The sequence below is a fragment of the Mesorhizobium sp. M1143 genome, assembly GCF_040318435.1.
Classification (GTDB): Bacteria; Pseudomonadota; Alphaproteobacteria; order Rhizobiales; family Rhizobiaceae; genus Mesorhizobium.
In genome coordinates this window covers 82,688-106,213 of record NZ_JAMYMJ010000015.1, presented here as the reverse complement: position 1 = coordinate 106,213, position 23,526 = coordinate 82,688, and the positions used below count along the sequence as shown (strand labels likewise).

The window sequence follows — 23,526 nt, the reverse complement described above, 5'->3', positions numbered from 1 at the left end:
AAACCCCCCCGGGGGGGCCCCCGGGGCCCGCCCCCCGGCGGGGGGCCGCGGCGGGGGGCGCGTGGCCGAGCCCCCAACCCCCCCGGCGCCGGCGCTGCCCCGCGCCCCCCCTCGCCCAATTCCGCCTTCCCGTCGCGGCCCGTCAGTTGCTGGTGATGCTGACGGCGTCGCCCTCGACCAGCAGCGGCGGCGCATAACCCAACGGCTTGTCGCCGGTTACGGCGCCGCCGGTAACCCGGGCTTGTATGTCGGACCCGAAATAGGCGTACGGGAATGGCGGCGGTGTCTTGCTGACCGTATCCAGCCGCGCGCGAAGCTCGGCGGGTAACGTGAAATCCGACGCCGCCAGATTGTCCTGCAACTGCGCCAGCTTGGTGGCGCCAAGAATCACGGCGGCAATGCCCGGTTGCGTTGCCACCCAATTGAGCGCGACCTGCGCCATGGTGCGTCCGAGTTCGGCGGCAACTTTTTCGAGTTCCGCCACAATCTCCCAGTTGCGCTCGGTGAACTTCTGGAACCCCGGATGAGTGGTGTTGCGAAAGCCGTCGAGCCGGCCGACATGGCCGTCCTGCGTCGGCCGGTACTTGCCGCTGAGCAGCCCGCTGGCCAGCGGGCTCCACACCATGATTCCTGCGCCATGGCGGATGCCGAAGGGCACGAACTCATTGTCGATCGAACGCTCCGCCAGCGAATATTCAAGCTGCAGGGCCGACACCGGCTCGTAGCCGCGCCACTCGGCGATCGTCTGCGCGCGGGCAGCATACCAGGCCGGCACATCGGACAGGCCGACATGGCGAATTTTGCCCGCACGCACGAGATCATCCATCGTGCGCATGACCTCCTCGGCCGGCGTCAGCCCGTCCCAGACATGGAGGAGGTAGAGGTCGATATAGTCAGTGCCCAACCGCTTCAGCGAGGCGTCCACGGCGCGCAAGATGTTCTTGCGGCCATTGCCACCGGCGTTCGGATTGCCGGGCTCCGCGTTGAAGGTGAATTTCGTGGCGATCACCGCTCTGTCGCGCAAGCCTCGCTCGGCGATGAATTCGCCGAGCCAGGTTTCGGCTGTGCCGCCGGTGTAGAGGTCGGCGGTGTCAAAGAAATTGCCGCCGGCCTCGACATAGGCGTCGGCCATGGCGCGCGCGGTTTCCCTGTCCGCGCCCCAGCCCCATTCGGTGCCAAAGGTCATGGTGCCCAGTGCCAGCCGGCTGACGCGCAGGCCGCTGTTGCCCAGTGTGTAATAGCTCATGGTCATGGTGTTTTTCCTATCCTGATTTCTTGACGCCGGCTCACTGGCCAGGCGTCATCTTGACCCAGGGATTGCCGCGCTCATGCGTGGCGCGGAAAACGAAGCCGTCGACTTTCCAGCCGGTCCCGGAGCGAACCAGATGGTGCTCGTAGGTGCCCCAGACTTCCCACAGCGGGTCGCCATTGCCTTCCATCCGGTTCCAGGCATAGCCGTTCGAAGAGACGGTCGCCGCGTCCGCCTCAAAGATCACCTGGTGATTGGTGCGCAGATGCAGGCTGGTCTTGCTGCCCCTGAGGTTGCCGGCCCAGGTACCGATCAGATTGTCGGAGGGGATGGTGGCGGCAGGCTGTCCTGACAGGCTGCTGAAGTCGACGGTGACACGGTCGGCGAAATAGGAGCGGGCAAGCTTCCAGTCCTGCGCATCGACGGCACGGTCGATGGCATCGGCGATGCGGATGACGGCGCGTTCGTCGGCGAGCGCGCGCCAACCGGACGGCTCGGCGCCGCCGGCATCGACCGGCGCTAGGGCAAGGCCTGCGGCGAAGGTAGCGTGTTTCAAGGCATCCATCTCTCTTCTCCTTTGTGCATCGGTGATGGCAATATGGGTCAGCCTGTCGGCATCGAGAAGATTGAAGTGTTTGCAAGGACTATGCGATATCATGCATGAATGGACCGGGATCTGCTCAGTCATCTGCCTGTCATCGTCGCCGTTGCCCGACGCGGCGGCTTTGCGCTTGCCGCGGCCGAACTGGGCATGTCCCCATCCGCCGTCAGCCATGCGGTGCGCCTCGTGGAGGAGCGGATCGGCCAGCCGCTGTTTGCGCGCACCACGCGCAGCGTCTCGCTGACGGAAGCCGGCAAGGCGCTGGTGGAGACGGCAGCCCCTGCTCTCCAGGATATCGCCGACCGGATGGACCGCATCCGAGCCATCAAGGGCCGGCCCTCCGGCTTGCTCAGGTTGAACGTTCCCAACATCGCCGTTCCACTTGCCGTCACTCCCGTGGTCGCCGCGATGGCTGAACGCTATCCTGATGTGACCATCGAATTGCTCATCGACCAGGGGCTGGTGGACATTGTCGGCGAGGGTTTTGATGCCGGCATCCGGCTGGGCGAGATGATCGCACAGGACATGGTCACGGTCCGGCTGACGCCGCCATTCAACGCCGTGATCGTCGCCTCCCCCGCCTATGTCGGCCGGCATGGCCGTCCGCGCGGTGTGACGGATCTTTCGGACCACAATTGCGTCGGCTACCGGCTTGTGCGCTCCGGCGCACTCTATCGCTGGGACCTGACCGAGGACGGCAAGGATGTCGTGGCCGAGACGAAGGGTACGGTCATCGTTACCGATTCGCTGGCCGCGATCGACCTTGCGCTTGCCGGCGTCGGGCTGATCTATGTGTTCGAGCCGCTGGTGCGCGCGGAATTGGCCGCCGGCCGCCTCGTTCAGATCCTGCCGCAAACGGCGATCGAGGAGCCCGGCTTCTTCCTCTACTTCCCGCGCAGGGCGTCGATGGCGCCAAAGCTCAGGGCCTTCATCGACACCGCACAAGAAATCGGCCGAGCATCCTTGCGGACACCCGGCCGAGTTGCCTGAGCTGAGAAGCCCTTTTCGGGGCTATTTTTAAAACTACTTCTTCACCGCCGCCGCGACTTCCGCCGCGAAATCGGTCTCTTCCTTTTCGATGCCTTCGCCCAGCGCAAAGCGCAGATAGGCGGAGATCTTGGCCGGAGCGCCGATGTCCTTCTCGGCATCCTTCAGCGCCTGCTCGACAGTGATGTCGGGATTGAGCACGAAGGCCTGCTTGAGGAGCACGACTTCCTCGTAGAACTTGCGCAGGCGGCCTTCGACCATCTTTTCGATGATCGCTTCCGGCTTGCCGGACTGGCGCGCCTGGTCGGCGAAGATCGCCTTCTCGCGCTCGACCGCTGCCGGATCGATCTGCTCGGCGGTCAACGCCAGCGGGTTGGTGGCGGCGACATGCATGGCGACATGGCGGCCAAAGGCGTTGGCGGCATGCTCATTGCCCGTCGTCTCGATCGCGACCAGAACGCCGAGCTTGCCAAGACCATCGGCAACCGCATTGTGGACGTAGGTTGCGACAGCACCGTGCGGGACGGTGAGCTTGGCCGAACGGCGGAAGCTCATGTTCTCGCCAATGGTGCCAACGGCGTCCTTGATGGTGTCAGTGACCGACTTGTCCGAACCCGGATACTTTGCGGCAGAGACAGCCTCCGTCGTGCCATAAGCAAGCGCGACCTTGGCGACATTGCGAACGATCTCCTGGAACTGCTCGTTACGGGCCACGAAATCGGTCTCGGAGTTAACCTCGACGATGGCGGCCTCGCGGACGCCGGAGTCGACGCCGATCAGGCCTTCGGCGGCAGTACGGCCAGCCTTCTTGTCGGCCTTGGAAATGCCCTTCTTGCGCAGCCAGTCGACGGCCTCTTCGATGTTGCCGTTGGTCTCGGTCAACGCCGCCTTGCAGTCCATCATGCCCGCGCCGGTCAAGTCGCGGAGTTCTTTGACCTGTGCAGCCGAAATGCTCATTGTCGCCTCTTTGTTTTAAATGCACCGACGCACCACCGGTACTCGGTGATGCGTCCGTCTAGCGTGCCAAATATGAGAATGATGAAGGCCGCAACCGGCCTTCGATTGTCAAGCTTCCGGAGCGTCCGCAGCCGGGGCCGGAGCCGGATCAAGCGCCGGTTCGACCGGAGCTTCGACCGAGGCGCCGATGTCGACGCCGAGCGCGCCCTGCTGGCGGGCGATGCCGTCGATGGCAGCCTTGGCGATCAGGTCGCAATAGAGCTGGATGGCGCGCGCCGCGTCGTCATTACCGGGGATCGGGAAGTCGATCTTGTCCGGATCGCAGTTCGAATCGATGATGGCAACGACCGGAATGCCGAGGCGCTTGGCCTCGAGAATGGCGATCGCTTCCTTGTTGGTGTCGATGACGAACATCAGGTCGGGCGTCGAGCCCATGTCCTTGATACCGCCGAGCGCCTTGTCGAGCTTCTCGCGCTCGCGGTCGAGGTTCAGGCGTTCCTTCTTGGTCAGGCCCTGGGCTTCGCCGGCCAGCATCTCGTCGAGCTTGCGCAGGCGCTGGATCGAATTCGAGATCGTCTTCCAGTTGGTCAGCATGCCGCCGAGCCAACGCGAGTTGACATAGTATTGGGCCGAACGCTGTGCGGCGTCGGCGACGATGTCGGACGCCTGGCGCTTGGTGCCGACGAACAGCACGCGGCCGCCCTTGGCAACGGTGTCGGAAACCTGCTTCAGAGCCTGGTGCAGCAAAGGCACCGTCTGCGACAGGTCGATGATGTGGATGTTGTTGCGGGCGCCGTAGATGTAAGGCGCCATCTTCGGGTTCCAGCGGTGGGTCTGGTGGCCGAAGTGAATGCCAGCTTCCAAAAGCTGGCGCATGCTGAAATCAGGCAGTGCCATTCTTAGTTCCTTTTCCGGTTAGCCTCCACGGACACAGGCATTTTTGGACTTTGTCCTCGAACGCCACCGGAGGTTTCAGCCGGATTTCTCCCGGGCAGACACCAAAGTCCGTGTGTGGAATGAGCGCGCATATAGAGGGGAAGCGCTGCAAACGCAAGCGGTGAGGTGCTTCATCGCTCAGCGTGCGGCAATCAGCGCTCCGGTGCCGATCATGGCGCTGCCGGCGAACCGGTTCATCAGCCGCATGCGTTCGGGCGTCCTGAACCAGCCGGATGCCCTGCCCGCCAGCGCGGCGTAGATGCCCATGGTGAGCATATTGGCGCCGACGACGACTGCCACGACCAGCAGGCCGTCGGCAAACGTCATGGTGTCGAGGTTGAGGATCAGCGGCATGATCGAGGCGTGGAACAGGATCGCCTTCGGGTTGCCGAGCGCCACGGAGGCGCCAAGCAGGAACGAACGCGACAATCCGGTTTGGGGGATTCCTTGCGCGGCCGATTGCGCGGCCGCGGCCCGCCACATCTTGATGCCGAGGAAAATCAGGTAGGCCGCACCGGCGTATTTCAACAGGAGAAACACCCATTCGAAGGTCTGGGCCAGCGCCACCAGCCCGAGCAGTGCCAAGGTGACCAGCACGGCATCACCGGCGGCAATGCCCATTCCGGCGACGAACGCACGCAGGAAGCCGCGTGCCACGCCGTTGGTGATCACCGTGAACATCGCCGGTCCCGGCGTGGCGGCGGCAAGTGTGATGGCAAGGCAATAAGCCAGGAATGCCGTTAGCGTCACGATCGGCCCTTTCCGTTGGGTACCCGTACGCGCCTGAAGATCGCAACGATCTCCTCGCGGCTGCATTCGATGGCGCCGAGCCGCACCGCCCGGTCGCGCTCGAAGCCGGTTATGTCATAGTGCGGCGCCGATGTCCTGGGCGGCCCCTGGTAGGACGAACGCTTGACGCCAAGCTCGGCGGCGAAACGATGCAGTTCGTCCGTATCGTCGGCCATCAGGTGGCACCAGCGATGGCCGGCCCATTTCCAGATCGCCGCATCGACATAGACCGCCATCGGGAACTGCCATCAAGCCTGCCGTGGCCAGCGCCGCATTGTTGCTATTTCGAGACCGGGCAAGGCTTGGTCTGATCGAACAGCGACAGGTTGACCAGCTTTCCGGTCATCGAGAACTCGCCATAGTCCATTGTGAGGTCGCGGGTGATGCCGTTCTCGTGCAGCTTGAAGCTGATGCGGTATTCCGGCACCTCTTCGCCCGATTTGTCGGTCTCGTCGAAATAGGCGATGTCGACCGGCCAGTATTTGTCGCCTGCAAGCTTGGCCAGCGCCGGCGCTTCGGGGTCGGCCTTGTCGCCCTCGGCCTTCTTGCCGACGATGACGGTGGTGGTCATCACCTTGTTGGCATCCTCCGAACCGTCGAACAGGCTGGTTTCGTAGAAATTCTCGCCCTTCTCGGCCTTGCCGATCAGTTCGACCAGATGCTGGGTCGGGAACTGAGTGGCGGCGAGTTCCAGGCTGTTCTTCTCGGGCTTGTCGATGTCGACCTTGAGGCCCTTGGTCTCTTTCGTGGCGGTGCCCTTGACCTCCTTGTCGAGGTTCTGGTCGACGAAGGATTTGGTCACGAACGAGAAGGTCTTGCCTTCGGCGTCCTCGAACGTGGTCGTCTGCTGGTCGGTCAGCCTGGTGTTGTCGCCGGTGGCGATCTGGGTGACGAAACGGAATTTTACCGTATAGCCCTCGCAGGGCGAGCCGTTGAACTCATAGACCATGCGGCCGGAAATGCCGGTGATGCCCGAGCGGTCCGACGCCTTGTCGAGGGTAAGATCGTAGACGGCGCGATGCGCCTGCAGCGCCGGCACGGCAAAGGCCGGAGCCATCGAGAACAGCACCGGAACGAGAACGGCGTGGAAGGCAAGGCGCGTTGCGCGCATAAGGGGCTCCGATCGTCGCAGCTGATGGCAGGCCGCAGGTAAAGATGGTCCAGCTTAAAAAAAGTCGTGGCGGAAGCGAGGCAAAAATAGCAATTTCGGCCCGGCCAGCGCGGCGTCTCCAAGCAATAGGGAAATACCATGAGTGAAACAATCGAAAAGCGGCTAAGCGATCTCGGCGTGACGATACCTGCCGCCGCAGCGCCCGCCGCGAACTATGTGCCCTATTGCAGGTCCGGCAATCTTTTGTTCACCGCCGGGCAGTTGCCGCTCAAGGACGGCAAGCTGCAGGCAAGCGGCCTGCTCGGCCGCGACGTCGACACGGCAACCGGCAAGGAAGGCGCAAAGTACTGTGCAATCAACATCTTGGCGCAGGCAAAAGCAGCACTTGGCGATCTCGAAAAAATCCAGCGGCTGGTCAAGATCACCGTCTTTGTTGCATCAGTGCCGGATTTCGTCGAGCAGCATCTGGTCGCCAATGGCGCCTCCGATTTCCTGGTCGCGGCCCTTGGCGAGCGCGGCAAGCATGCCCGCTCCGCCGTCGGCACCGCCTGTCTGCCGCTTAATGCCGCAGTGGAAATCGAAGCCGTCTTCGAGGTCGCATGAGCAGGACCAAGACAATGACCGACCTTTCCTGGCTGACCGCCCGGCCGGTGGCGCATCGCGGCTTTCACGACATGAACAAGACGCGCTGGGAAAACACGCTGTCGGCCTTCGCTGCTGCCGCCGAGCGCGGCTATGCGATCGAATGCGACGTGCATTTGTCGTCCGACCGCGTCCCCGTCATCATTCATGACGGCGATCTCAGTCGGTTGACCGGCCAGGACGGCTTCGTCTGGCGGCGCACGGCAGCGGAACTGGCGGCGCTCAGGATCGGCGGCACCAAGGACCATGTGCCGACACTTCAGGAGGTGCTCGACCTGGTCGACGGCCGCGTGCCTTTGGTGGTCGAATTGAAGGGTGTGCCCGGCTACGACGAGGGCCTGGTGGCGAGCGTCGGCAAGATGCTGGAGCGCTACAAGGGCAAGGCGGCGATCATGTCGTTCGACCACTGGCTGGTCCGCGATTTCCCCAGGGATGCGCCAGGAATTCCGGGCGGGCTCACGGCCTATGGCCAGGACAACCAGTTGATCGAGGCGCATTTCGCCATGCTGGCGCATGACCTCGCCTTCACCTCCTATGCCGCGGGCGATCTGCCGAACCCGTTCGTCAGCTTCGTGCGCGAAAGGCTTAAAATGCCTGTCATCACCTGGACGGTGCATGACCAGCCGGCGGTGGATCTCACCTTCAAATACGCCGACCAGATGACGTTCGAAGGGTTCGAACCCGATCTGGTCAATGTCGCCTGATGGAAGTGCCTGAAACGTGACTTGTAGCGGCCCCGACAGAGCTTAAATAAGCCCCATGGATCAGGGTGATGAAGGTGACGGGCAAACGGCGAATGCGGAGTTTTCCATCCGCGTTGCCGCCGGCATCAATGCCTTCACCTGCGACGAGTGGAACGGCTTTACCGGCACAACCCGCAGCGACACAGAAAATGGCTATAACCCTCTCGTTTCATATGCTTTTCTGAGCGCGCTTGAAGATTCCGGCTGCGCTGTGCGGCGTACCGGCTGGCAAGGTCATCATCTCAGACTGGAAAATGCCCAAGGCAGATTGCTGGGCGCCGTGCCCTGCTATCTCAAATCGCACAGCCAGGGCGAATATGTCTTCGACCACGGCTGGTCCGATGCGTTCGAACGCGCCGGCGGCAACTACTATCCGAAACTGCAATGCGCCGTGCCGTTCTCTCCGGTCACCGGCCCTCGCCTGCTGGTCAGCAAAGGCGAGGACAGCGCCATTGTGAAGGCCGGTCTCGCAGCGGGCCTGAAGGCGGTGACGGAAAAGCTCGGCGTGTCGTCCGCGCATGTCACCTTCGCCAGTGAAAGCGACGTTGCAACGCTGGAAGCAGCCGGCTTCCTGCACCGCACCGACCAGCAGTTCCACTTCTTCAACGAAGGCTTTTCGACCTATGACGATTTCCTCGCTACGCTGGCATCGCGCAAGCGCAAGGCGATGAAGAAGGAGCGGCGCGAGGCGCTCGCCAACGATATCTCGATCGACCGGCTGACCGGCAAGGACCTGACCGAAGGGGCCTGGGACGATTTCTTCGCCTTCTATATGGACACCGGCAGCCGCAAATGGGGCCGGCCTTATCTCAACCGCAAGTTCTTCTCGCTGATCGGCGAGCGCATGTCCCAGGATATCCTGTTGGTAATGGCCAAGCGCAATGGCCGCTATGTCGCCGGCGCCATCAACTTCATCGGCTCCGATGCGCTCTACGGCCGCAATTGGGGCTGCATCGAGGACCACCCGTTCCTGCATTTCGAAGTTTGCTACCATCAGGCCATCGACTTCGCCATCGAGCGTAAGCTGAAGGTGGTCGAGGCCGGCGCGCAGGGTGAGCACAAGCTGGCGCGCGGCTATCGTCCCGTGACCATGCATTCGGCGCACTACATCGCACATCCCGGCCTGCGCAATGCTGTGGCCGATTATCTCCGGCGTGAGCGGCGCGAGGTCGAGCGGATGGGCGAAATTCTGGAAGAGCATACGCCGTTCCGCAAGGATCTTGAGGAATAGCGATCCGCCCTGCCCTCGCCTGTCGATATCGCCGGACCATCTTGCCGGTCCGGGACAGCTTCGCTACACCGGGAGCATACTCCCGGAGCGCCGCCATGACCGAGGCTTACGACCCCAGCAATATCTTCGCGAAGATCCTGCGCGGCGAAATCCCGTCGCACCGCGTCTACGAGGATGATGCCGTGGTCGCCTTCATGGATGTGATGCCGCAAGGCCCCGGTCACACGCTGGTGGTGCCCAAAGCACCGTCGCGCAATCTGCTCGATGCCGATCCGGCGACGCTCGGCCGGCTGTTCACCACGGTCCAGAAGGTGGCGCTGGCGGTCAAAAAGGCTTTCGGCGCTGACGGGGTCACCATCCTGCAGTTCAACGAACCGGCGTCTGGCCAGACCGTCTACCACCTGCATGTCCATGTCATCCCGCGGTTCGAAGGCATCGCGCTCAAGCCGCATACGGGACAGATGGAGAAGCCCGAACTGCTGACTGAGAACGCGGCCAGGATCCGGGCAGCGCTGAACGGTTGAGGTGGCGTGCGCCTCAGGGCGATGCGCTCAGCCACAATCCACCACGTCGGTTAGGAAAATATCAAACCACCCCGTGATAAAGTGCCGTACCGGGATGCGTTTGGGTTTTAAAAATCGTGGAACATTCGGTTGCGACATCAGAGCCGTTGGTAAAAGCAGCTGCCGGCCGGGCCTTTCTGCGCACCTTGGCGGACGCCTACCGGCGACACCGCTCTGCTGCACGCGATGGCCATCGCTGCCCTGCTTTTGGCAGCCGCGGTCGGCCTGCGCACCGGAAACATGCCGGATTTCGGCGTGCTGGAAGACTATGCCCAATACCTTCTTTTCGCTTTCTGGATCGGTGGCTGCGCCTTCGCACTCGGCAGCTTTTTTCACCTTGCGCAGGACATTGTGTGGAGCGGCTATATCGGGGCGACGCGAGGCAGTCTCGGCATATCCGCCTTCCCGTCCATGCATGTGGCGATGGCGGTGCTTTTCGCGCTTTATGCAACACGCCGCTCACGGTTGGCCGGCCTTTTGATGTGGGCATTCGCCGCAATCATCATGGTCGGCTCGGTCGTCCTTGGCTGGCATTATGCCGTGGATGGCTATGCGAGCGTTCTGATTTCGATCGCCATCTGGAAGGCGTGCGGGTACTTCCTGGGCAAGTTTGCACCCGAGGGCGTCGCCGCCTGACCTAACAACATCTGACCTGAAAAGCAGGGGCGCTGTGTCGGCAAACCGGCCAGCCAATGAAAAAAGGGCCCGTCACCGGGCCCTTTTTTCATAGGCGAACTTTTTAGCTCTTGCGCGGCAGTTGCGGCACCAGGCTGCGCTTGCCGCCATCCTTGCCCTTGGGCTCAGGCTCGTCCTTGCCCTTGGGCTGAGGCTTCTGCGCCACCGCCTTCTTGGCGACGGGCTTCTTGGCCACCGCCTTGCGGGCTTTCGGCGCCTCTTCCGGCTCCTGCTTCGGCTGCACCGGGGCTTCGTCGGCCAGTGATTCGAGCTTCAGGCCGGTTTCGCCGGTTTCCTTCTTCTCGACGGTGACGCGCACCGTGCCGCCCTTCTTGAGCTTGCCGAACAGCACCTCGTCGGCCAACGGCTTCTTGATGTGCTCCTGGATGACCCGGCCGAGCGGCCGCGCACCCATGCGCTCATCATAGCCCTTGTCGGCCAGCCAGGCGATCGCGTCCGGCGACAGGTCGAAGGTGACGCCCCGCTCGGAGAGCTGGGCCTCGAGCTGCATGACGAACTTCTGCACCACCTGATGGATGACCGGCACCGGCAGCGAACCGAACGGGATGATCGCATCGAGACGGTTGCGGAACTCCGGCGTGAACAACCGGTTGATGGCCTCGACATCGTCGCCTTCGCGCTTGGTCGATCCGAAACCGATCGCCGCGCGCTGCGCATCCGATGCGCCCGCATTGGTGGTCATGATCAGGATGACGTTGCGGAAGTCGATCTGCTTGCCGTTGTGGTCGGTCAGCTTGCCGTGGTCCATGACCTGCAACAGGATGTTGAACAGGTCCGGATGCGCCTTCTCGACTTCATCCAGCAAGAGCACGCAGTGCGGATGCTGGTCGACCCCGTCGGTAAGCAGACCGCCCTGGTCGAAGCCGACATAGCCGGGAGGCGCGCCGATCAGCCGCGAAACGGTGTGGCGTTCCATATATTCCGACATGTCGAAGCGGATCAGCTCGACGCCGAGCGAGGCAGCCAACTGCTTGGCGACTTCGGTCTTGCCGACGCCGGTCGGGCCTGAGAACAGGTAGGAGCCGATCGGCTTTTCCGGTTCGCGCAGGCCGGCACGCGCCAGCTTGATTGCCGAGGTCAGCGCGGTGATGGCGGTGTCCTGGCCATAGACGACGCGCTTCAGCTCGATGTCGAGGCCTTGCAGCACCTTCTCGTCGTCTGCCGAAACCGTCTTCGGCGGGATGCGGGCCATCGTGGCGATCGTGGCTTCGATCTCCTTGATGCCGATCGTCTTCTTGCGCTTGGCTTCCGGCACCAGCATCTGCGAGGCGCCGGTCTCGTCGATCACGTCGATCGCCTTGTCCGGCAGCTTGCGGTCGTTGATGTAGCGGGCCGACAGTTCCACCGAAGCCTTGATCGCCTCGTTGGTGAACTTCACCTTGTGGAATTCCTCATAATAGGGCTTGAGGCCCTTCATGATCTCGATGGCGTCCTCGATGGTCGGCTCGTTGACGTCGATCTTCTGGAAGCGCCGCACCAGAGCGCGGTCCTTCTCGAAGAACTGGCGGAACTCCTTGTAAGTGGTCGAGCCGATGCAGCGGATGGCACCCGAAGACAGCGCCGGCTTCAACAGGTTCGACGCATCCATGGCGCCGCCTGAGGTGGCGCCGGCCCCGATCACGGTGTGGATCTCGTCGATGAACAGCACGGCGCCCGGATAATCCTCGAGCTCCTTGACGACCTGCTTCAGCCGCTCTTCGAAATCGCCACGGTAGCGGGTGCCGGCCAGAAGCGTGCCCATGTCGAGCGCGAAGATGGTGGCGTCCTGCAGCACTTCGGGCACGTCGCCTTCGACGATGCGCTTGGCCAGACCTTCGGCAATCGCCGTCTTCCCGACGCCGGGATCGCCGACATAGAGCGGGTTGTTCTTGGAACGGCGGCACAGCACCTGGATGGTGCGGTTGATTTCGCTCTCGCGGCCGATCAGCGGATCGATCTTGCCGGCCTTGGCCTTGTTGTTGAGGTTGACGCAATAAGCCGTCAGCGCATCCTGCTGCTGCTTCTTCTTGCCGCCTTCCTCCTGCGGCTCGGCGCCGTTCTGGCCGCCCTGCTCGTCATCGGCGCCGCGCGGCGAGCGCGTCTCCGATGCGCCGGGGCGCTTGGCGATGCCGTGCGAGATGTAGTTGACCGCGTCGTAGCGGGTCATCTGCTGTTCCTGCAGGAAATAAGCGGCATGGCTCTCGCGCTCGGCAAAGATGGCGACGAGCACGTTGGCGCCGGACACTTCCTCGCGGCCGGATGACTGCACATGGATCACGGCGCGCTGGATGACGCGCTGGAAGCCGGCGGTCGGCTTGGAATCCTCATCGTAACCGGTGACCAGATTGTCGAGTTCGGTGTCGATATAGGTCAGAACGGTGTGCTTCAGCTCGTCGAGATCGACGTTGCAGGCGCGCATAACGGCGGCCGCCTCGGTGTCGTCGATGAGGGCGAGCAGCAGATGTTCTAGGGTTGCATATTCATGGTGCCGCTCATTGGCGAGCGTCAGCGCCTGGTGAAGCGCCTTTTCCAGGCCTTGGGAGAAAGCCGGCATGTTACCTCACTTCTTCTCCATCACGCATTGCAGCGGATGCTGATTCTGTCGGGCGAAATCCATGACCTGAGACACTTTGGTCTCGGCCACCTCGAATGTATAGACCCCGCACTCGCCCACCCCATGATTGTGAACATGAAGCATGATGCGTGTGGCGGCTTCGCGGTCCTTTTGAAAAAAACGCTCCAGGACGTGAACCACGAACTCCATGGGCGTATAGTCGTCGTTGAGGATGAGGACCCTGTAAAGGCTGGGCTTCTTGGTCTTGGTCTTCGTGCGCGTAATGACGGCTGTGCCGCGACCGGCCTCATTGCCGTCGCCGTCACTTTGCATCCGCACCACGCTTGTCGTGGCAGTCAAACCTGAAGTCACGTAATCCTGCCTCTTTCGAATCCCCATGGCGAGTTCGATATGTAGGTGTTCGATGGACGATTTTAAGCCCTTCTTGTTAGCTGACAATATGGCTAGGTGGGCAAACCGAGGCGATTTTCAAAATCGTGAACCGCCAAAGCCCCGGAATTGAAACCGGCATGAAAAAACCCGGCCGCGCATCCGCGACCGGGTCTGTTTTGCAAGCCCGAAAGGCCGTGCCTGTTATTCTCGAGCGAAATTACTTCGCCTTGGCGACAATCGATTCGAAGGGCTTGTAAGCCTCCTTGGCGAGATCGGCATAGAGATCGCCGAACTTGGTCGCCTCGGCGACGAAGCTCTCATAGCTCTGCTTGGCGAAGTCGGACTGGATCTCGACCGCCTTTTCCAGCGATTTGGCGGAGAACAGCTTTTCGACCGCGGCGCTGCCGGCTTCGAAGCTCTTCTTGGTGTATTCGCCAGCTTCAGTGGCGATCGCCTGCGCGCCCTTGGAGAGCGAGGTGAAGCTCTTCAATCCGGTATCGGCAAACTCCTTGCCGTATTTCGAGAAGTCCTCGTAGGTCTGGGTCATTTGACGTCCTTGGCGTTTTGAAGCGCCCTTGCCTGAGCGCGGTTGTGCAATGCACGAGAATATATTGTGCGCTGCACAAAAGTCAAGATTTCAGCGGCATCAGGCCGCGCTGCGCCGGCAACAGCTAAAATTCGAATAAAGAAAGGCTCAAGCCCGAGGAAAATGGTGAACGCGCCGGTTACCATAAACGGATTGGTAACGCTGGCCGCGATAGTTTGACGACAAGTGAGGTCGGATCCCTTTGCCGCCTCCAGGGCAATGAGTTTCAAAGGAACTATCAGTGCGTCAGGCGTTGTCGGTCTTCGGTTCAAAATCCGCATCTTCCCTCAAAACGATCATGATCCTCGCTTTGGCGATGTCATTTGTCGTTGCGGATGCCGCGTCCTCGATGGCCGCCAGGTCTTCGGCGATCGTCGTCGACGCCAAGACCGGCAAGGTGCTTTATTCCTCCGATGCCAACGGCCGGCGCTACCCGGCGTCGTTGACCAAGATGATGACGCTCTACCTGACCTTCGAGGCCATGGCGAAGGGCCGGATCAGCAGGAACACGCCGGTGCCGTTCTCGGCCAAAGCGGCGGCCGAACCGCCGACCAAGCTCGGCGTCAAGGCGGGCGGAGCGGTTTCCGTCGAGACCGCCATCCTGTCGATGGTGACCAAGTCGGCCAATGATTCGGCGACCGCGCTCGGCGAACTGCTCGGCGGCAGCGAAAGCAATTTCGCCCGCATGATGACCGCCAAGGCGCGCGCGCTCGGCATGGACGGCACCGTGTTTCGCAATGCCAACGGCCTGCCCGATCCCGGCCAGTTCACAACCGCCCACGACATGGCGATGCTCGGCATAGCGCTGAGGGAACATTATCCGCAGTATTACGGCTATTTCTCGCAGCGCTCCTTCCTGTACGGTCGCCAGCGCATCAATGGCCACAACCGCCTGCTCGGCCGCATCAAGGGCGTCGACGGCATCAAGACCGGCTATACCCGCGCCTCCGGCTTCAACCTGGTCTCGTCGGTTTCGGATGGCAACCGCCGCCTCGTCGCCGTCGTCATGGGCGGCACTTCGGGGCGCAGCCGCGACAACCAGATGGCCGGCCTGATCAACGCCTACATGCCGCGCGCATCGACCCGCGGCGGCGGCGCCCTGGTCGCCAAGGCCGGCGGCGACAATCCGGTCAAGGCGCTGGCCAAGGTCTTCCTGCCCAAGCATGACGCGCCGACGCCGGATGGCAAGCCGATCGTTGAAGACGATGCCGTAGCGTCCAATGACGATCCGACATCCGCTGACGAGCAGTCTGCTGAAGGCCAGTCTGCCGACGAACAGACGGTGGCCGCGGTCGAAGAGCCCGCCCCCGTCGTCAAGACCAGGAAGGTCAAGACCGTCATCGTGACGGCGCCGAAGGTCGAAACTGCGCAGATTGTGGCTGCCTATGCCGAACCCACGCCTGTATCCCCACAGGCGGTCGACCCGGTCAACACGGCCTCGGTGCCGGCTGGTTGGGCGGTGCAGGTGGCGTCGTCGCCCAAGCAGTCCGAAGCCCAGGCTTTCTTAGACAAGACCGCCAAGCAGGCGCCCAAAGTTCTTGGGGCTGCTTCCGGTTTCACCGTCGCCTTCGAAAAGGATGGCGAGACCTATTACCGCGCCCGGTTCGGCGGCTTCCGCTCGAAGGACGCGGCCTGGAATGCCTGCAATGCCCTGAAGAAAAAGAAAATCGCCTGCTACGCCGTCCAACAGTAGGGCGGCGTCGGAACCATCTCCCGAAAATTTACTGCGTCGAAGGAGACTAGTTGTGATTGGAGAGCAAGACGTCCTTGGCTTCGTTGATCCGCGCCGCCAGGAAAGACGTGCCGCCGATGTCGGGGTGCAGGCGCTGCATCAGGCGGCGGTGCGCCTTGCGGACATCCGCCGCGGCGGCCCCCGCTTCAAGACCAAGGATCTTGTAGGCCTCCTCCTTAGTCATGGCGCCCGCACCTGGCGCAACACCCAGCCCTTCGCCACCGTTCGCCTCAGCGTCTTTGCGCCAGACGGGAAAACGGCCGTCAAGATACGTCTCTAGGAGCTGGCGGCTCTCCGGGTCGCCGGGGAGTTCGCGGTAAAGCTGCTGCAGCTCGGCCAGGCCCATCGCGCCCAGCATCTTGCCTTCATGGCGGCCGGCCAGAACCAGGCCTTCAAGCCCGCCCGTATCGTGATCAAGCTCCATTTCCAGTGCGGCGGTCCGCACCGTCGAGCGCTTGCCGGGCGCCGGCCCGACCGACGGCCGCTTCATTCGCATCGAACCGTACCAGGCAAGGGCCGCGGCCAGGATGAGGCCGGCAATGCCTTCGCGCCCGACCACCAGCACGGCAAGGCCAACCAGCGCCAGAAGCACCGGCCCGAGCGTGCGCATGCCGCTTGCCAGTTTTTGCGCATCGGCACGGACAAAGATCGTCGCCGCGCCGAGCAGCACCAGAAACAGTGCAACAAGTGCAATGATAGCGCCCATCAATTCCTGCCGCCCCTGAGATGCTCGATCAGCAGCCGATCTCCCGGCCTGTCCCTTGCCTCGAGCGCCTTCAATCCACCCGTCGCATAGACGGCAACCGCCGAAAGCAGCCCGGCCAAGGTCGCGGCAGCCCGCCGATCAAATCGGAACCAAGCCCCTTTGGACAGCCGCGCAATCTCCTTGAACGCCTTTTCTGCGCCGGGATCATGGCCTTCCTGGAAGACGAAGACGGGAACGCCGTGCAGACCGAGGCTGCCGGCCTTCTGCGCCAGGTCGTCGATATCCTCTTCCATGGCGTCGCCGATATAGACCAGAGCATTGACCTTGGCCGCCGCCGTTTCCTTCAGCGCATGCGCCAGCACCTTGCCGATCTGGGTGTGGCCGGCACGGCAGTCGATCCGCGTCATCAGCTGCTTCAGGGCATTGGTGTCGGCGACAAAAGCCGACGAGCGGCACTCGCCCAACCCGCGAAAATAGGCCAATTGGACACTGAGGGTGCCGGCCTTGCCAACGGCGTCGAACATTTCGCCCTGCAGCTTGATGGCGAGATCCCAGGTCGGCTGGCGGCTCATCGTTGCGTCGAGGGCAAGGATCAGCCGGCCCGTGCCGGTCGCGACAAGCGTCCGGGCCTGACGGATAAAGGCGTCGATCTCGCCGGCATTGGATTGAGGCTTGACCGGCGCAGGATCGGCCCTTGCGGGCACACGCTGCTTCTTGTCGCTCATAAGAAGCAAGATGTGGCGTTGTCGGCCCCCTTGCAAGTCCAGCCTTGGACAAGATGAAGGGCCAGCGCTCGACGCTCTGGGAGAAGCGGCCGCGCCCTTGGCTCTACAGCAAGCCCAGATCGGCGAGCTCGCGCTTCAGTTTCGGCGGCATCTCGACCATTCCGGCCTTGCCCTTGCCGATATCGGCGGGCGCATCCGAAGGTTTGAGATAACGCCAGCCCTGGAAGGCGCGGCGCGGCTGCCAGTCGGTGCGCACGACGTCGAGGTCGAGCATCAGGCGGCAACGGCCGATGCCTTCGTCGTCCGTGAAGGGCCTGATATCAGTGATCAGCTGGCGGCATTGCACGCTGCCCTTGATCACCCAATAAAGCGAACCGCCATCGGTGACCTCGGCGCCGCGCGTCGGCACCATGCGGGTTGTGTGCCAGTGCTCGGCGGGTTCGCCGGCGCGGCGGCGCTCATCGAGGCGGAAGGCGATCCATTCTTCGAGGTCCTCGACGCTGTCGCAACCGACGCACAGTTTTAGGAGATTGAGTGCCATCGCTTAAGGTTTAGTCCGGCGCGCGATTGCGTCAACGGCCCTGCCCGACTTCTCCACAGTGCCAGTGGCGTTGCGCGGTCAGCATTCCACGACATTGACGGCGAGCCCACCAAGGCTGGTTTCCTTGTACTTCTCGTTCATGTCGAGGCCCGTCTGGCGCATTGTTTCGATCGCGGCGTCGAGCGGCACGAAATGGACGCCGTCGCCTTTGATCGCCAGAGAGGCGGCGGTGACCGCCTTGACGGCGCCGAGCGCGTTGCGCTCGATGCAAGGCACTTGAACCAGACCGCCGACCGGATCGCAAGTCATGCCGAGATGATGTTCGAGCGCGATTTCGGCGGCGTTCTCGACCTGCTCGGGCGTGCCGCCCATCACGGCGCAGAGACCCGCGGCAGCCATCGCCGAGGCCGAACCGACCTCGCCCTGGCAGCCGACCTCGGCGCCGGAGATCGAGGCATTGGTCTTGATGATGCCGCCGACGGCGGCCGCCGTGAGCAGGAAGTCGCGGATGCTCGGCTGGTCGGCCTCGGGGTGGAAATGCAGCCAGTAACGCAGCACCGCCGGCAATGTGCCGGCCGCGCCATTGGTCGGCGCGGTGACGACGCGTCCACCGGCGGCGTTCTCTTCGTTCACCGCCATGGCGTAGATCGACAGCCAGTCATTGGCCAGCAAAGGGTTGGGCTTGTTCTGCTGCCATTGCTCCTGCAGCTTGTCGTGCAGCATGCGGGCACGACGGCGCACTTTCAGCCCGCCCGGCATGATGCCATCCTGCGACAGGCCGCGGTCGATGCAGCCCTTCATGGCGCCCCAGATCGCATCAAGGCCACTGTCGAGCTCCTCGCGCGACATATGCGTCTCTTCATTGATGCGCTTCATGTCGGCGATAGACAGGCCGCTTTTGCCTGCCATCTTCAGCATCTCGACGGCATTCTTGAAGGGATAGGGCACCTTCTTGCCTTCTGTGGTCACCGAGCCCTTCACCTTCATCCGCTGCAGCTCTTCCTCGGACACCACGAAGCCGCCGCCGATGGAATAGTAGATGCGCTTGAGCAGCAGCCGGTCGCCGGCATCGTAAGCGTAGAAGGCCATGCCGTTGGCGTGGCCGGTGAGCGGCGTCTTGCGGTCGAGCACCAGATCCGTCGCCGGGTCGAAGCGATAGGAGGGATGGCCGCGGGGCGATATCCGCTTCTCGGCTGCGACGCGCGTGGCGATGCCCTCGGCCTGATCGGGATCGACCGTCTGCGGTGTCAGGCCGGCAAGGCCGAGGACAACGGCGCGATCCGAGCCATGGCCGATACCGGTATAGGCGAGCGAGCCGTGCAGGCTGGCGCCAATGCGATCGACCTTGACGCCGGCCGGGCGCGGCCAGTCATCGCCGGCGATCTCGTCGAGAAACCGCTGCGCCGCCGTCATCGGTCCCATCGTGTGCGAACTCGACGGTCCGATGCCGATCTTGAACAAGTCGAAAACCGAAAGAAACACGCTGCGCCGTCTCCGGGAATGGGATCAAGACCTACATATAGGACTTTCCATGATGTTTGTGCTGTTTTGCGGATTGCGGCGCTGCACCTGCCGACCTTGTTTGCTCTGGCAGCGACATCCCCGGCTGAAAGCGCGTCGCGCTGAAACGGGTTCATGCGACGCGCTTTAAGTTCTTGTTTTAATGCATGTGGTTGTCCCAGAACCGCAGCTCACTTCTGGGCGACATGCTTTGGAGCATCGAACTGACCGCTTTGCCTGTGGTAAAAGGGGGCATGGGCGATTCCTTCCATCTGTCGACGGCTGATCTGGCGGCGCTGGCTTTTTTCCTGCTTGCATGGTTGCTGCATACGCTGGCGTCCGACGGCAGACTGGTCAGCCGGGTGTCGTTGACGATGGCCATGAACGTGCAGCGCGAGGCCTGGATGCGCACCATGGCCGAGCGCGAAATCCGCATCGTCGACACCGCCATCATGAGCGGCCTGCAGCAAGGCACCGCCTTTTTCGCCTCCAGTTCGCTGATTGCGCTCGGTGGCTGTTTCGCGCTGCTTGGCGCCTCGGATCAGGTCCTTGCCGTGCTGAACGACCTGCCGTTGAACGCGACCTCATCGCGCTCCGCCTTTCAGATCAAGGTCTTTGGCCTGGTCCTGATCCTGGCCTTCGCCTTCTTCAAGTTCGGCTGGGCCTACCGTCTCTTCAACTACTGCACGATCCTGATCGGCGCGGTGCCGATCCCCTATGGCGAGGCGTCACGCAACCCGGTCAGCGAAACGGCGGTGTGGCGCGCGGCGCGCATGAACATGCTGGCCGGCAAGCATTTCAATTCAGGCCTGCGCGCGGTGTTCTTCTCGATCGGCTATCTCGGCTGGTTCGTCGACCCGATCGTGTTCGTGCTGTCGACGCTGCTGCTACTGGCAGTGCTGGTGCGGCGTCAGTTCTTTTCCGCCGCAAGGCAAGCCGTGATCGGTCAGCCGCCCGGGCCGGGGAAAAGCTGGTCGATCCGGCCCGACAGCCAATAGGCGGCGAGCCCGATCCACTCGCGGATCGCCATGGTCGTGGTCTGCAGCGAATCGGGTGCGTTGTCGCGAAACAGGCCAAAGCCTTCCTTGCCCGAGGTGCGATAGTCGACCGGCCACGGGACCGTGTGAAAGCCGGCCTTGTCGAACAGCGCCTTGGCGCGCGGCATGTGGAAGGCGGAGGTCACCAGCAGCCAGGTTTCGCCCGATTTCGGCGTTACCAGTTCCTTGGTGAAGACGGCATTCTCATAGGTGTTGCGGGATTTGCTCTCGAGCATCAGGCGATCGGCGTCGACGCCAAGCGCACCGAGCAGCCGCGGCGCGGTGGCCGCATCCCCCTCGCCATCGATGAACAGTTCACCGGTGCCGCCCGAGATAACCACTTTCGCCTCGGGAAAGCGCCGGGCAAGGATCGCCGCCTCGACCATGCGGTCGCCGCCGGAATTCAGCTCATAGCCGCCGCGCGCCAAGTTGATGGCGCCCTCGAAGCCGCCGCCGAGCACGACAATGCCGTCGACCTTCCGCGGCAGCGGCGGCTTTGGGAAGCGCTCTTCGAGCGGATTGAGCATCATGGCGCCAAGCGACGTCCAGGCCGACAGCGCCAGAATCAGGAAGGCGAACACACTGCCCGTCGCCGCCAATCGCCGGCGGCCGATCAGCGCCGCGAGCAAGCCGGCAAGCAGCAGGAAGATCGCCAGGTTGAGTGGTTGGACGAAGAACCAGAAGATCTTGGAGAGATAGAAGAACATTGCCTGCCTATCTCCAGCTCAAATTGTGACGGCCGGTGAAGTGCTCGACCGCACTCGCTACCGCTTCCGCTTCGAGGCGGCTTAACTCCCTGCCGAAAACAAGGACGCCGTTCGCGTTGGTCAAGCTGATGACTTCCGACAGTTCCACTTCGTCCGTGGGATAGGTGTGGTCGAGGATTTCGACCCTAAGATGCCCTTTCAAAGGCAGTGACCACCGATTTCGCAAAGAACCCCTCACCGAGCGCACGGCTGCGGTGTCGGTCAGCCGCAGGGTTTCCCTGCCGAACACCCGCCAGATGAAATCCTTGCCCAGGAAATAGGTGAAGAGGGCAATGACCGCCACGAAGGACAGCAGGCCGAGCGTGCCGCTGGTGAGCGTTGCGGACGACATATCCGTCAATCCCATGTAGCCGGTGTAGGCGACGATCGCGGCCCCGATCAGGACAAAGACTGTCCTGAAATCCGAGGTGCGTGGCGGGTTCGTGATCAGCAGTTCGTTTCCCGTCTCGACGATGGAAATGCGAGACGGAGGCGGCATGCTACCACCACTTCTCCGGCTGGAAGGTTCCCGCCGCCTGCTCGATGACGGCGGCTGTCTGGAACAGGGTTTCCTCGTCGAAGGGACGGCCAATCAGCTGCAGGCCGAGCGGCAGGCCCTTGGCATCGAGGCCGGCAGGCACGGCAATGCCCGGCAGTCCGGCCATGTTCACGGTCACCGTGAAAATGTCGTTGAGGTACATTTTCACCGGATCGGCGGCCATGTCCTCGTCAGCGATGCCGAAGGCGGCCGACGGCGTCGCCGGCGTCAGGATGACGTCGACGCCGTCGGCAAAAACCGTCTCGAAGTCGCGCTTGATCAAATTACGCACCTTTTGCGCCTGCAGATAGTAGGCATCGTAATAGCCTGCCGACAGCACATAGGTGCCGATCATGATGCGACGCTTGACCTCCCGACCGAACCCGGCGGCTCGGGTCTTTTCGTACATGTCGACAATGTCCTGGCCCGGCACGCGCAGGCCGTAGCGGACGCCGTCATAGCGCGCCAGATTGGATGACGCTTCGGCGGGCGCAACGATATAATAAGCCGGCAAAGCGTATTTGGTGTGCGGCAGCGAGATGTCGACGATCTCGGCGCCGGCATCCCTGAGCCAGGCAATGCCCTTCTGCCACAGCGCCTCGATCTCTTCCGGCATGCCGTCGACGCGGTATTCCCGGGGAATGCCGACCTTCATGCCCCTGATCGGTTTGCCGATCGCCGCCTCGTAATCCGGCACCGGCCGGTCGACGGAAGTGGTGTCCTTGGGGTCGACCGAGGCCATGGACTTCAGCATGATCGCGGCATCGAGCACGTCCCGGGCGATCGGGCCGGCCTGGTCGAGCGACGAAGCGAAAGCGACGATGCCCCAGCGCGAGCAGCGGCCATAGGTCGGCTTGATGCCGACGGTGCCGGTGAAGGCGGCTGGCTGGCGGATCGAGCCACCCGTGTCGGTGGCGGTGGCGCCGGCGCACAGGAAAGCCGAGACAGCCGAAGCCGAGCCGCCCGAGGAGCCGCCGGGCACCAGTTGGGCATTGTCCAGCGTGCGCGCGGTCTTGGTGCCGCCGGCCGAAACGAAACCGCCATCACCCTGATGCGTGGTCGGCATCACCACCGTGTCGAGGCGCGAGCGCCGCCACGGATTGACGACCGGGCCGTAATAGGAGGTCTCGTTGGACGAGCCCATGGCGAACTCGTCCATGTTGAGCTTGCCCAGCATGACGGCGCCGTCTGCCCACAGATTGGCGGTGACGGTCGATTCGTAGCGCGGCTTGAAGCCGTCCAGCACATGGCTGCAGGCCTGGGTGTGGATACCTTCGGTGCCGAACAGGTCCTTGATGCCGAGCGGGATGCCTTCCAGCGCACCGCCCTCGCCCTTGGCCAGTCTGGCATCCGACGCCTTGGCCATGTCGCGCGCCTTGTCGCCCGTGACGACGATATATGCGTTGAGGACCGGATTGGCGCGCTCGATGGCACCGAGATAGGCCTCGGTGATTTCGACGGCCGAAATCTCCTTGGCGCGCAGCTTGGCGCGCGCCTGCGAAATTGTCAGATGGGTCAGTTCGCTCATCAAAGGCTCTTTTCGTAAAACACCGACCACTCGGAATCGGGATAATCCAGCACCGGCCCGCAGCGCGAGAAGCCGGCGCGTTCGTAGACGGTCCAGGCGGCGGGATGGCGGTCGCCGGTTTCAAGCACCAGGCGCTTCAGCCCTTCGCTGCGCGCCAGCGTTTCGACATGTTCGACGATCTTGGCGCCGATCTTCCTGCCTCGATGCGAAGGCCGCGTGTACATACGCTTGACCTCACCGACGCGGGCATCATGGCGCTTCAGCGCGCCGCAGCCGATGGCTTGCCCGTCGTCGCGGGCGATAAAGACGGTGGTGTCGTCGCCAGCCATCTGCTCGACCGTCAGATGGTAGCAATGCTCCGGCGGCGTCAGTTCGAACAGAGCCGCGTTGAGCTCCTCGACCAAAGCGCGGACATCGTCCTGCAGCGGCGTTTCGATCGCGATCTCGATTGCCATC

General features: G+C 62.9%; 27 protein-coding genes. 8 read left to right on the top strand and 19 right to left on the bottom strand.

The window, feature by feature from the left end:
• Positions 1 to 142: 142 nt before the first annotated feature.
• Entirely contained in the window at positions 143 to 1,252 is a 1,110-nt protein-coding gene (locus tag NKH35_RS13735) for an aldo/keto reductase (protein ID WP_352914921.1), read from the bottom strand.
• A gap of 34 nt (positions 1,253 to 1,286) precedes the next feature.
• Positions 1,287 to 1,814 (bottom strand): nuclear transport factor 2 family protein, encoded by a 528-nt coding sequence (locus tag NKH35_RS13730; protein WP_023671025.1) that lies wholly within the window; start codon positions 1,812 to 1,814, stop codon positions 1,287 to 1,289.
• A gap of 99 nt (positions 1,815 to 1,913) precedes the next feature.
• Between NKH35_RS13730 and NKH35_RS13725 the strand changes: the two genes are divergently transcribed.
• On the top strand, positions 1,914 to 2,840 hold the full coding sequence (locus NKH35_RS13725; RefSeq protein ID WP_352914918.1) for a LysR substrate-binding domain-containing protein: 927 nt from the start codon (positions 1,914 to 1,916) through the stop codon (positions 2,838 to 2,840).
• A 33-nt stretch (positions 2,841 to 2,873) separates the two neighbouring features.
• On the opposite strand, the gene tsf is transcribed toward NKH35_RS13725, so the two are convergent.
• From tsf to NKH35_RS13700, 5 genes are all read right to left on the bottom strand, one after another.
• On the bottom strand, positions 2,874 to 3,794 hold the full coding sequence (gene tsf / locus NKH35_RS13720) for a translation elongation factor Ts (protein ID WP_023706229.1): 921 nt from the start codon (positions 3,792 to 3,794) through the stop codon (positions 2,874 to 2,876).
• Between the two features lie 108 nt (positions 3,795 to 3,902).
• Positions 3,903 to 4,691 carry a 30S ribosomal protein S2 gene (gene rpsB, locus NKH35_RS13715; protein ID WP_023671022.1) on the bottom strand — a complete coding sequence of 263 codons (789 nt, stop codon included), beginning with the start codon at positions 4,689 to 4,691 and terminating at the stop codon, positions 3,903 to 3,905.
• A 177-nt stretch (positions 4,692 to 4,868) separates the two neighbouring features.
• Positions 4,869 to 5,480: a LysE family translocator gene (locus NKH35_RS13710; protein WP_023726652.1), complete on the bottom strand. Its 612-nt coding sequence runs from the start codon at positions 5,478 to 5,480 to the stop codon at positions 4,869 to 4,871.
• Positions 5,477 to 5,755, bottom strand: coding sequence for a DUF4031 domain-containing protein (locus NKH35_RS13705; protein WP_023671020.1), 279 nt, complete (start codon positions 5,753 to 5,755; stop codon positions 5,477 to 5,479). Before NKH35_RS13705 ends, NKH35_RS13710 begins: the two co-directional genes overlap by 4 nt.
• A gap of 44 nt (positions 5,756 to 5,799) precedes the next feature.
• Positions 5,800 to 6,630: a cell envelope integrity EipB family protein gene (locus NKH35_RS13700; RefSeq protein WP_023671019.1), complete on the bottom strand. Its 831-nt coding sequence runs from the start codon at positions 6,628 to 6,630 to the stop codon at positions 5,800 to 5,802.
• Positions 6,631 to 6,768: 138 nt separating this feature from the next.
• Between NKH35_RS13700 and NKH35_RS13695 the strand changes: the two genes are divergently transcribed.
• The 5 genes from NKH35_RS13695 to NKH35_RS13675 all read left to right on the top strand — a co-directional run bounded on the left by NKH35_RS13695 (position 6,769) and on the right by NKH35_RS13675 (position 10,445).
• Positions 6,769 to 7,233, top strand: a complete 465-nt coding sequence (locus NKH35_RS13695) for a RidA family protein (protein WP_023693441.1) — start codon at positions 6,769 to 6,771, stop codon at positions 7,231 to 7,233.
• A gap of 14 nt (positions 7,234 to 7,247) precedes the next feature.
• Positions 7,248 to 7,976, top strand: coding sequence for a glycerophosphodiester phosphodiesterase (locus NKH35_RS13690; protein WP_352914915.1), 729 nt, complete (start codon positions 7,248 to 7,250; stop codon positions 7,974 to 7,976).
• 55 nt (positions 7,977 to 8,031) lie between these two features.
• On the top strand, positions 8,032 to 9,246 hold the full coding sequence (locus tag NKH35_RS13685) for a GNAT family N-acetyltransferase (protein ID WP_023696547.1): 1,215 nt from the start codon (positions 8,032 to 8,034) through the stop codon (positions 9,244 to 9,246).
• 95 nt (positions 9,247 to 9,341) lie between these two features.
• Complete coding sequence (locus NKH35_RS13680) at positions 9,342 to 9,770, top strand: HIT family protein (protein ID WP_023754875.1); 429 nt, start codon at positions 9,342 to 9,344, stop codon at positions 9,768 to 9,770.
• A gap of 225 nt (positions 9,771 to 9,995) precedes the next feature.
• Positions 9,996 to 10,445, top strand: coding sequence for a phosphatase PAP2 family protein (locus tag NKH35_RS13675; RefSeq protein WP_084629586.1), 450 nt, complete (start codon positions 9,996 to 9,998; stop codon positions 10,443 to 10,445).
• A gap of 103 nt (positions 10,446 to 10,548) precedes the next feature.
• On the opposite strand, the gene clpA is transcribed toward NKH35_RS13675, so the two are convergent.
• The 4 genes from clpA to NKH35_RS13655 all read right to left on the bottom strand — a co-directional run bounded on the left by clpA (position 10,549) and on the right by NKH35_RS13655 (position 14,247).
• Positions 10,549 to 13,038 carry an ATP-dependent Clp protease ATP-binding subunit ClpA gene (gene clpA, locus NKH35_RS13670; protein ID WP_023700736.1) on the bottom strand — a complete coding sequence of 830 codons (2,490 nt, stop codon included), beginning with the start codon at positions 13,036 to 13,038 and terminating at the stop codon, positions 10,549 to 10,551.
• A gap of 6 nt (positions 13,039 to 13,044) precedes the next feature.
• A complete protein-coding gene (gene clpS, locus NKH35_RS13665) occupies positions 13,045 to 13,371 on the bottom strand; it encodes an ATP-dependent Clp protease adapter ClpS (RefSeq protein ID WP_023671012.1) in 327 nt (108 codons plus the stop codon).
• Between the two features lie 277 nt (positions 13,372 to 13,648).
• On the bottom strand, positions 13,649 to 13,978 hold the full coding sequence (locus NKH35_RS13660; RefSeq protein ID WP_023671011.1) for a phasin family protein: 330 nt from the start codon (positions 13,976 to 13,978) through the stop codon (positions 13,649 to 13,651).
• Positions 13,975 to 14,247, bottom strand: a complete 273-nt coding sequence (locus NKH35_RS13655; protein ID WP_352914910.1) for a hypothetical protein — start codon at positions 14,245 to 14,247, stop codon at positions 13,975 to 13,977. The genes NKH35_RS13660 and NKH35_RS13655 overlap by 4 nt, the downstream gene beginning before the upstream one ends.
• Positions 14,248 to 14,315: 68 nt before the next feature.
• Between NKH35_RS13655 and NKH35_RS13650 the strand changes: the two genes are divergently transcribed.
• On the top strand, positions 14,316 to 15,710 hold the full coding sequence (locus NKH35_RS13650; RefSeq protein WP_023748392.1) for a D-alanyl-D-alanine carboxypeptidase: 1,395 nt from the start codon (positions 14,316 to 14,318) through the stop codon (positions 15,708 to 15,710).
• 46 nt (positions 15,711 to 15,756) lie between these two features.
• On the opposite strand, the gene NKH35_RS13645 is transcribed toward NKH35_RS13650, so the two are convergent.
• The 4 genes from NKH35_RS13645 to NKH35_RS13630 all read right to left on the bottom strand — a co-directional run bounded on the left by NKH35_RS13645 (position 15,757) and on the right by NKH35_RS13630 (position 19,203).
• Complete coding sequence (locus tag NKH35_RS13645) at positions 15,757 to 16,455, bottom strand: DnaJ domain-containing protein (protein WP_023700739.1); 699 nt, start codon at positions 16,453 to 16,455, stop codon at positions 15,757 to 15,759.
• Positions 16,455 to 17,180 carry a VWA domain-containing protein gene (locus NKH35_RS13640; protein ID WP_352914908.1) on the bottom strand — a complete coding sequence of 242 codons (726 nt, stop codon included), beginning with the start codon at positions 17,178 to 17,180 and terminating at the stop codon, positions 16,455 to 16,457. The genes NKH35_RS13645 and NKH35_RS13640 overlap by 1 nt, the downstream gene beginning before the upstream one ends.
• A 103-nt stretch (positions 17,181 to 17,283) precedes the next feature.
• Entirely contained in the window at positions 17,284 to 17,721 is a 438-nt protein-coding gene (locus NKH35_RS13635) for a DUF1489 family protein (protein ID WP_023671006.1), read from the bottom strand.
• A gap of 78 nt (positions 17,722 to 17,799) precedes the next feature.
• The gene (locus tag NKH35_RS13630) at positions 17,800 to 19,203 is read right to left on the bottom strand and encodes an L-serine ammonia-lyase (RefSeq protein ID WP_023684678.1); all 1,404 of its coding nucleotides are present in this window, start codon (positions 19,201 to 19,203) and stop codon (positions 17,800 to 17,802) included.
• Positions 19,204 to 19,475: 272 nt separating this feature from the next.
• Here NKH35_RS13630 and NKH35_RS13625 point away from each other — a divergent pair, with 272 nt between their 5' ends.
• Positions 19,476 to 20,219: a DUF599 domain-containing protein gene (locus tag NKH35_RS13625; protein WP_023671004.1), complete on the top strand. Its 744-nt coding sequence runs from the start codon at positions 19,476 to 19,478 to the stop codon at positions 20,217 to 20,219.
• Here the strand turns inward: NKH35_RS13625 and NKH35_RS13620 are convergent.
• Genes NKH35_RS13620 through NKH35_RS13605 form a run of 4 tightly spaced genes read right to left on the bottom strand, consistent with a single transcriptional unit; the run spans position 20,168 to position 23,525 of the window.
• The gene (locus NKH35_RS13620) at positions 20,168 to 20,965 is read right to left on the bottom strand and encodes a YdcF family protein (protein ID WP_023684677.1); all 798 of its coding nucleotides are present in this window, start codon (positions 20,963 to 20,965) and stop codon (positions 20,168 to 20,170) included. The two genes, NKH35_RS13625 and NKH35_RS13620, sit on opposite strands and share 52 nt — an antisense overlap.
• A 7-nt stretch (positions 20,966 to 20,972) precedes the next feature.
• Entirely contained in the window at positions 20,973 to 21,503 is a 531-nt protein-coding gene (locus NKH35_RS13615; RefSeq protein ID WP_023684676.1) for a hypothetical protein, read from the bottom strand.
• Between the two features lies 1 nt (position 21,504).
• Entirely contained in the window at positions 21,505 to 23,070 is a 1,566-nt protein-coding gene (locus tag NKH35_RS13610) for an amidase (RefSeq protein ID WP_023684675.1), read from the bottom strand.
• On the bottom strand, positions 23,070 to 23,525 hold the full coding sequence (locus NKH35_RS13605) for a GNAT family N-acetyltransferase (protein WP_352914905.1): 456 nt from the start codon (positions 23,523 to 23,525) through the stop codon (positions 23,070 to 23,072). Before NKH35_RS13605 ends, NKH35_RS13610 begins: the two co-directional genes overlap by 1 nt.
• Position 23,526: the final 1 nt, after the last annotated feature.

Bases quoted from the DNA above. Each gene is read 5' to 3' on its own strand.
- NKH35_RS13700 (WP_023671019.1), bottom strand. From the start codon at position 6,630: ATGCGCGCAACGCGCCTTGCCTTCCACGCCGTTCTCGTTCCGGTGCTG.
- NKH35_RS13635 (WP_023671006.1), bottom strand. From the start codon at position 17,721: ATGGCACTCAATCTCCTAAAACTGTGCGTCGGTTGCGACAGCGTCGAG.
- tsf (WP_023706229.1), bottom strand. From the start codon at position 3,794: ATGAGCATTTCGGCTGCACAGGTCAAAGAACTCCGCGACTTGACCGGC.
- NKH35_RS13705 (WP_023671020.1), bottom strand. From the start codon at position 5,755: ATGGCGGTCTATGTCGATGCGGCGATCTGGAAATGGGCCGGCCATCGC.
- NKH35_RS13730 (WP_023671025.1), bottom strand. From the start codon at position 1,814: ATGGATGCCTTGAAACACGCTACCTTCGCCGCAGGCCTTGCCCTAGCG.
- NKH35_RS13735 (WP_352914921.1), bottom strand. From the start codon at position 1,252: ATGACCATGAGCTATTACACACTGGGCAACAGCGGCCTGCGCGTCAGC.
- NKH35_RS13685 (WP_023696547.1), top strand. From the start codon at position 8,032: ATGGATCAGGGTGATGAAGGTGACGGGCAAACGGCGAATGCGGAGTTT.
- NKH35_RS13725 (WP_352914918.1), top strand. From the start codon at position 1,914: ATGGACCGGGATCTGCTCAGTCATCTGCCTGTCATCGTCGCCGTTGCC.
- NKH35_RS13625 (WP_023671004.1), top strand. From the start codon at position 19,476: ATGGGCGATTCCTTCCATCTGTCGACGGCTGATCTGGCGGCGCTGGCT.
- rpsB (WP_023671022.1), bottom strand. From the start codon at position 4,691: ATGGCACTGCCTGATTTCAGCATGCGCCAGCTTTTGGAAGCTGGCATT.
- NKH35_RS13650 (WP_023748392.1), top strand. From the start codon at position 14,316: ATGATCCTCGCTTTGGCGATGTCATTTGTCGTTGCGGATGCCGCGTCC.
- NKH35_RS13675 (WP_084629586.1), top strand. From the start codon at position 9,996: ATGGCCATCGCTGCCCTGCTTTTGGCAGCCGCGGTCGGCCTGCGCACC.
- NKH35_RS13615 (WP_023684676.1), bottom strand. From the start codon at position 21,503: ATGCCGCCTCCGTCTCGCATTTCCATCGTCGAGACGGGAAACGAACTG.
- NKH35_RS13645 (WP_023700739.1), bottom strand. From the start codon at position 16,455: ATGGGCGCTATCATTGCACTTGTTGCACTGTTTCTGGTGCTGCTCGGC.
- NKH35_RS13605 (WP_352914905.1), bottom strand. From the start codon at position 23,525: ATGGCAATCGAGATCGCGATCGAAACGCCGCTGCAGGACGATGTCCGC.
- NKH35_RS13660 (WP_023671011.1), bottom strand. From the start codon at position 13,978: ATGACCCAGACCTACGAGGACTTCTCGAAATACGGCAAGGAGTTTGCC.
- NKH35_RS13610 (WP_023684675.1), bottom strand. From the start codon at position 23,070: ATGAGCGAACTGACCCATCTGACAATTTCGCAGGCGCGCGCCAAGCTG.
- NKH35_RS13695 (WP_023693441.1), top strand. From the start codon at position 6,769: ATGAGTGAAACAATCGAAAAGCGGCTAAGCGATCTCGGCGTGACGATA.
- NKH35_RS13680 (WP_023754875.1), top strand. From the start codon at position 9,342: ATGACCGAGGCTTACGACCCCAGCAATATCTTCGCGAAGATCCTGCGC.
- NKH35_RS13640 (WP_352914908.1), bottom strand. From the start codon at position 17,180: ATGAGCGACAAGAAGCAGCGTGTGCCCGCAAGGGCCGATCCTGCGCCG.
- NKH35_RS13690 (WP_352914915.1), top strand. From the start codon at position 7,248: ATGACCGACCTTTCCTGGCTGACCGCCCGGCCGGTGGCGCATCGCGGC.
- clpA (WP_023700736.1), bottom strand. From the start codon at position 13,038: ATGCCGGCTTTCTCCCAAGGCCTGGAAAAGGCGCTTCACCAGGCGCTG.
- NKH35_RS13620 (WP_023684677.1), bottom strand. From the start codon at position 20,965: ATGTTCTTCTATCTCTCCAAGATCTTCTGGTTCTTCGTCCAACCACTC.
- clpS (WP_023671012.1), bottom strand. From the start codon at position 13,371: ATGCAAAGTGACGGCGACGGCAATGAGGCCGGTCGCGGCACAGCCGTC.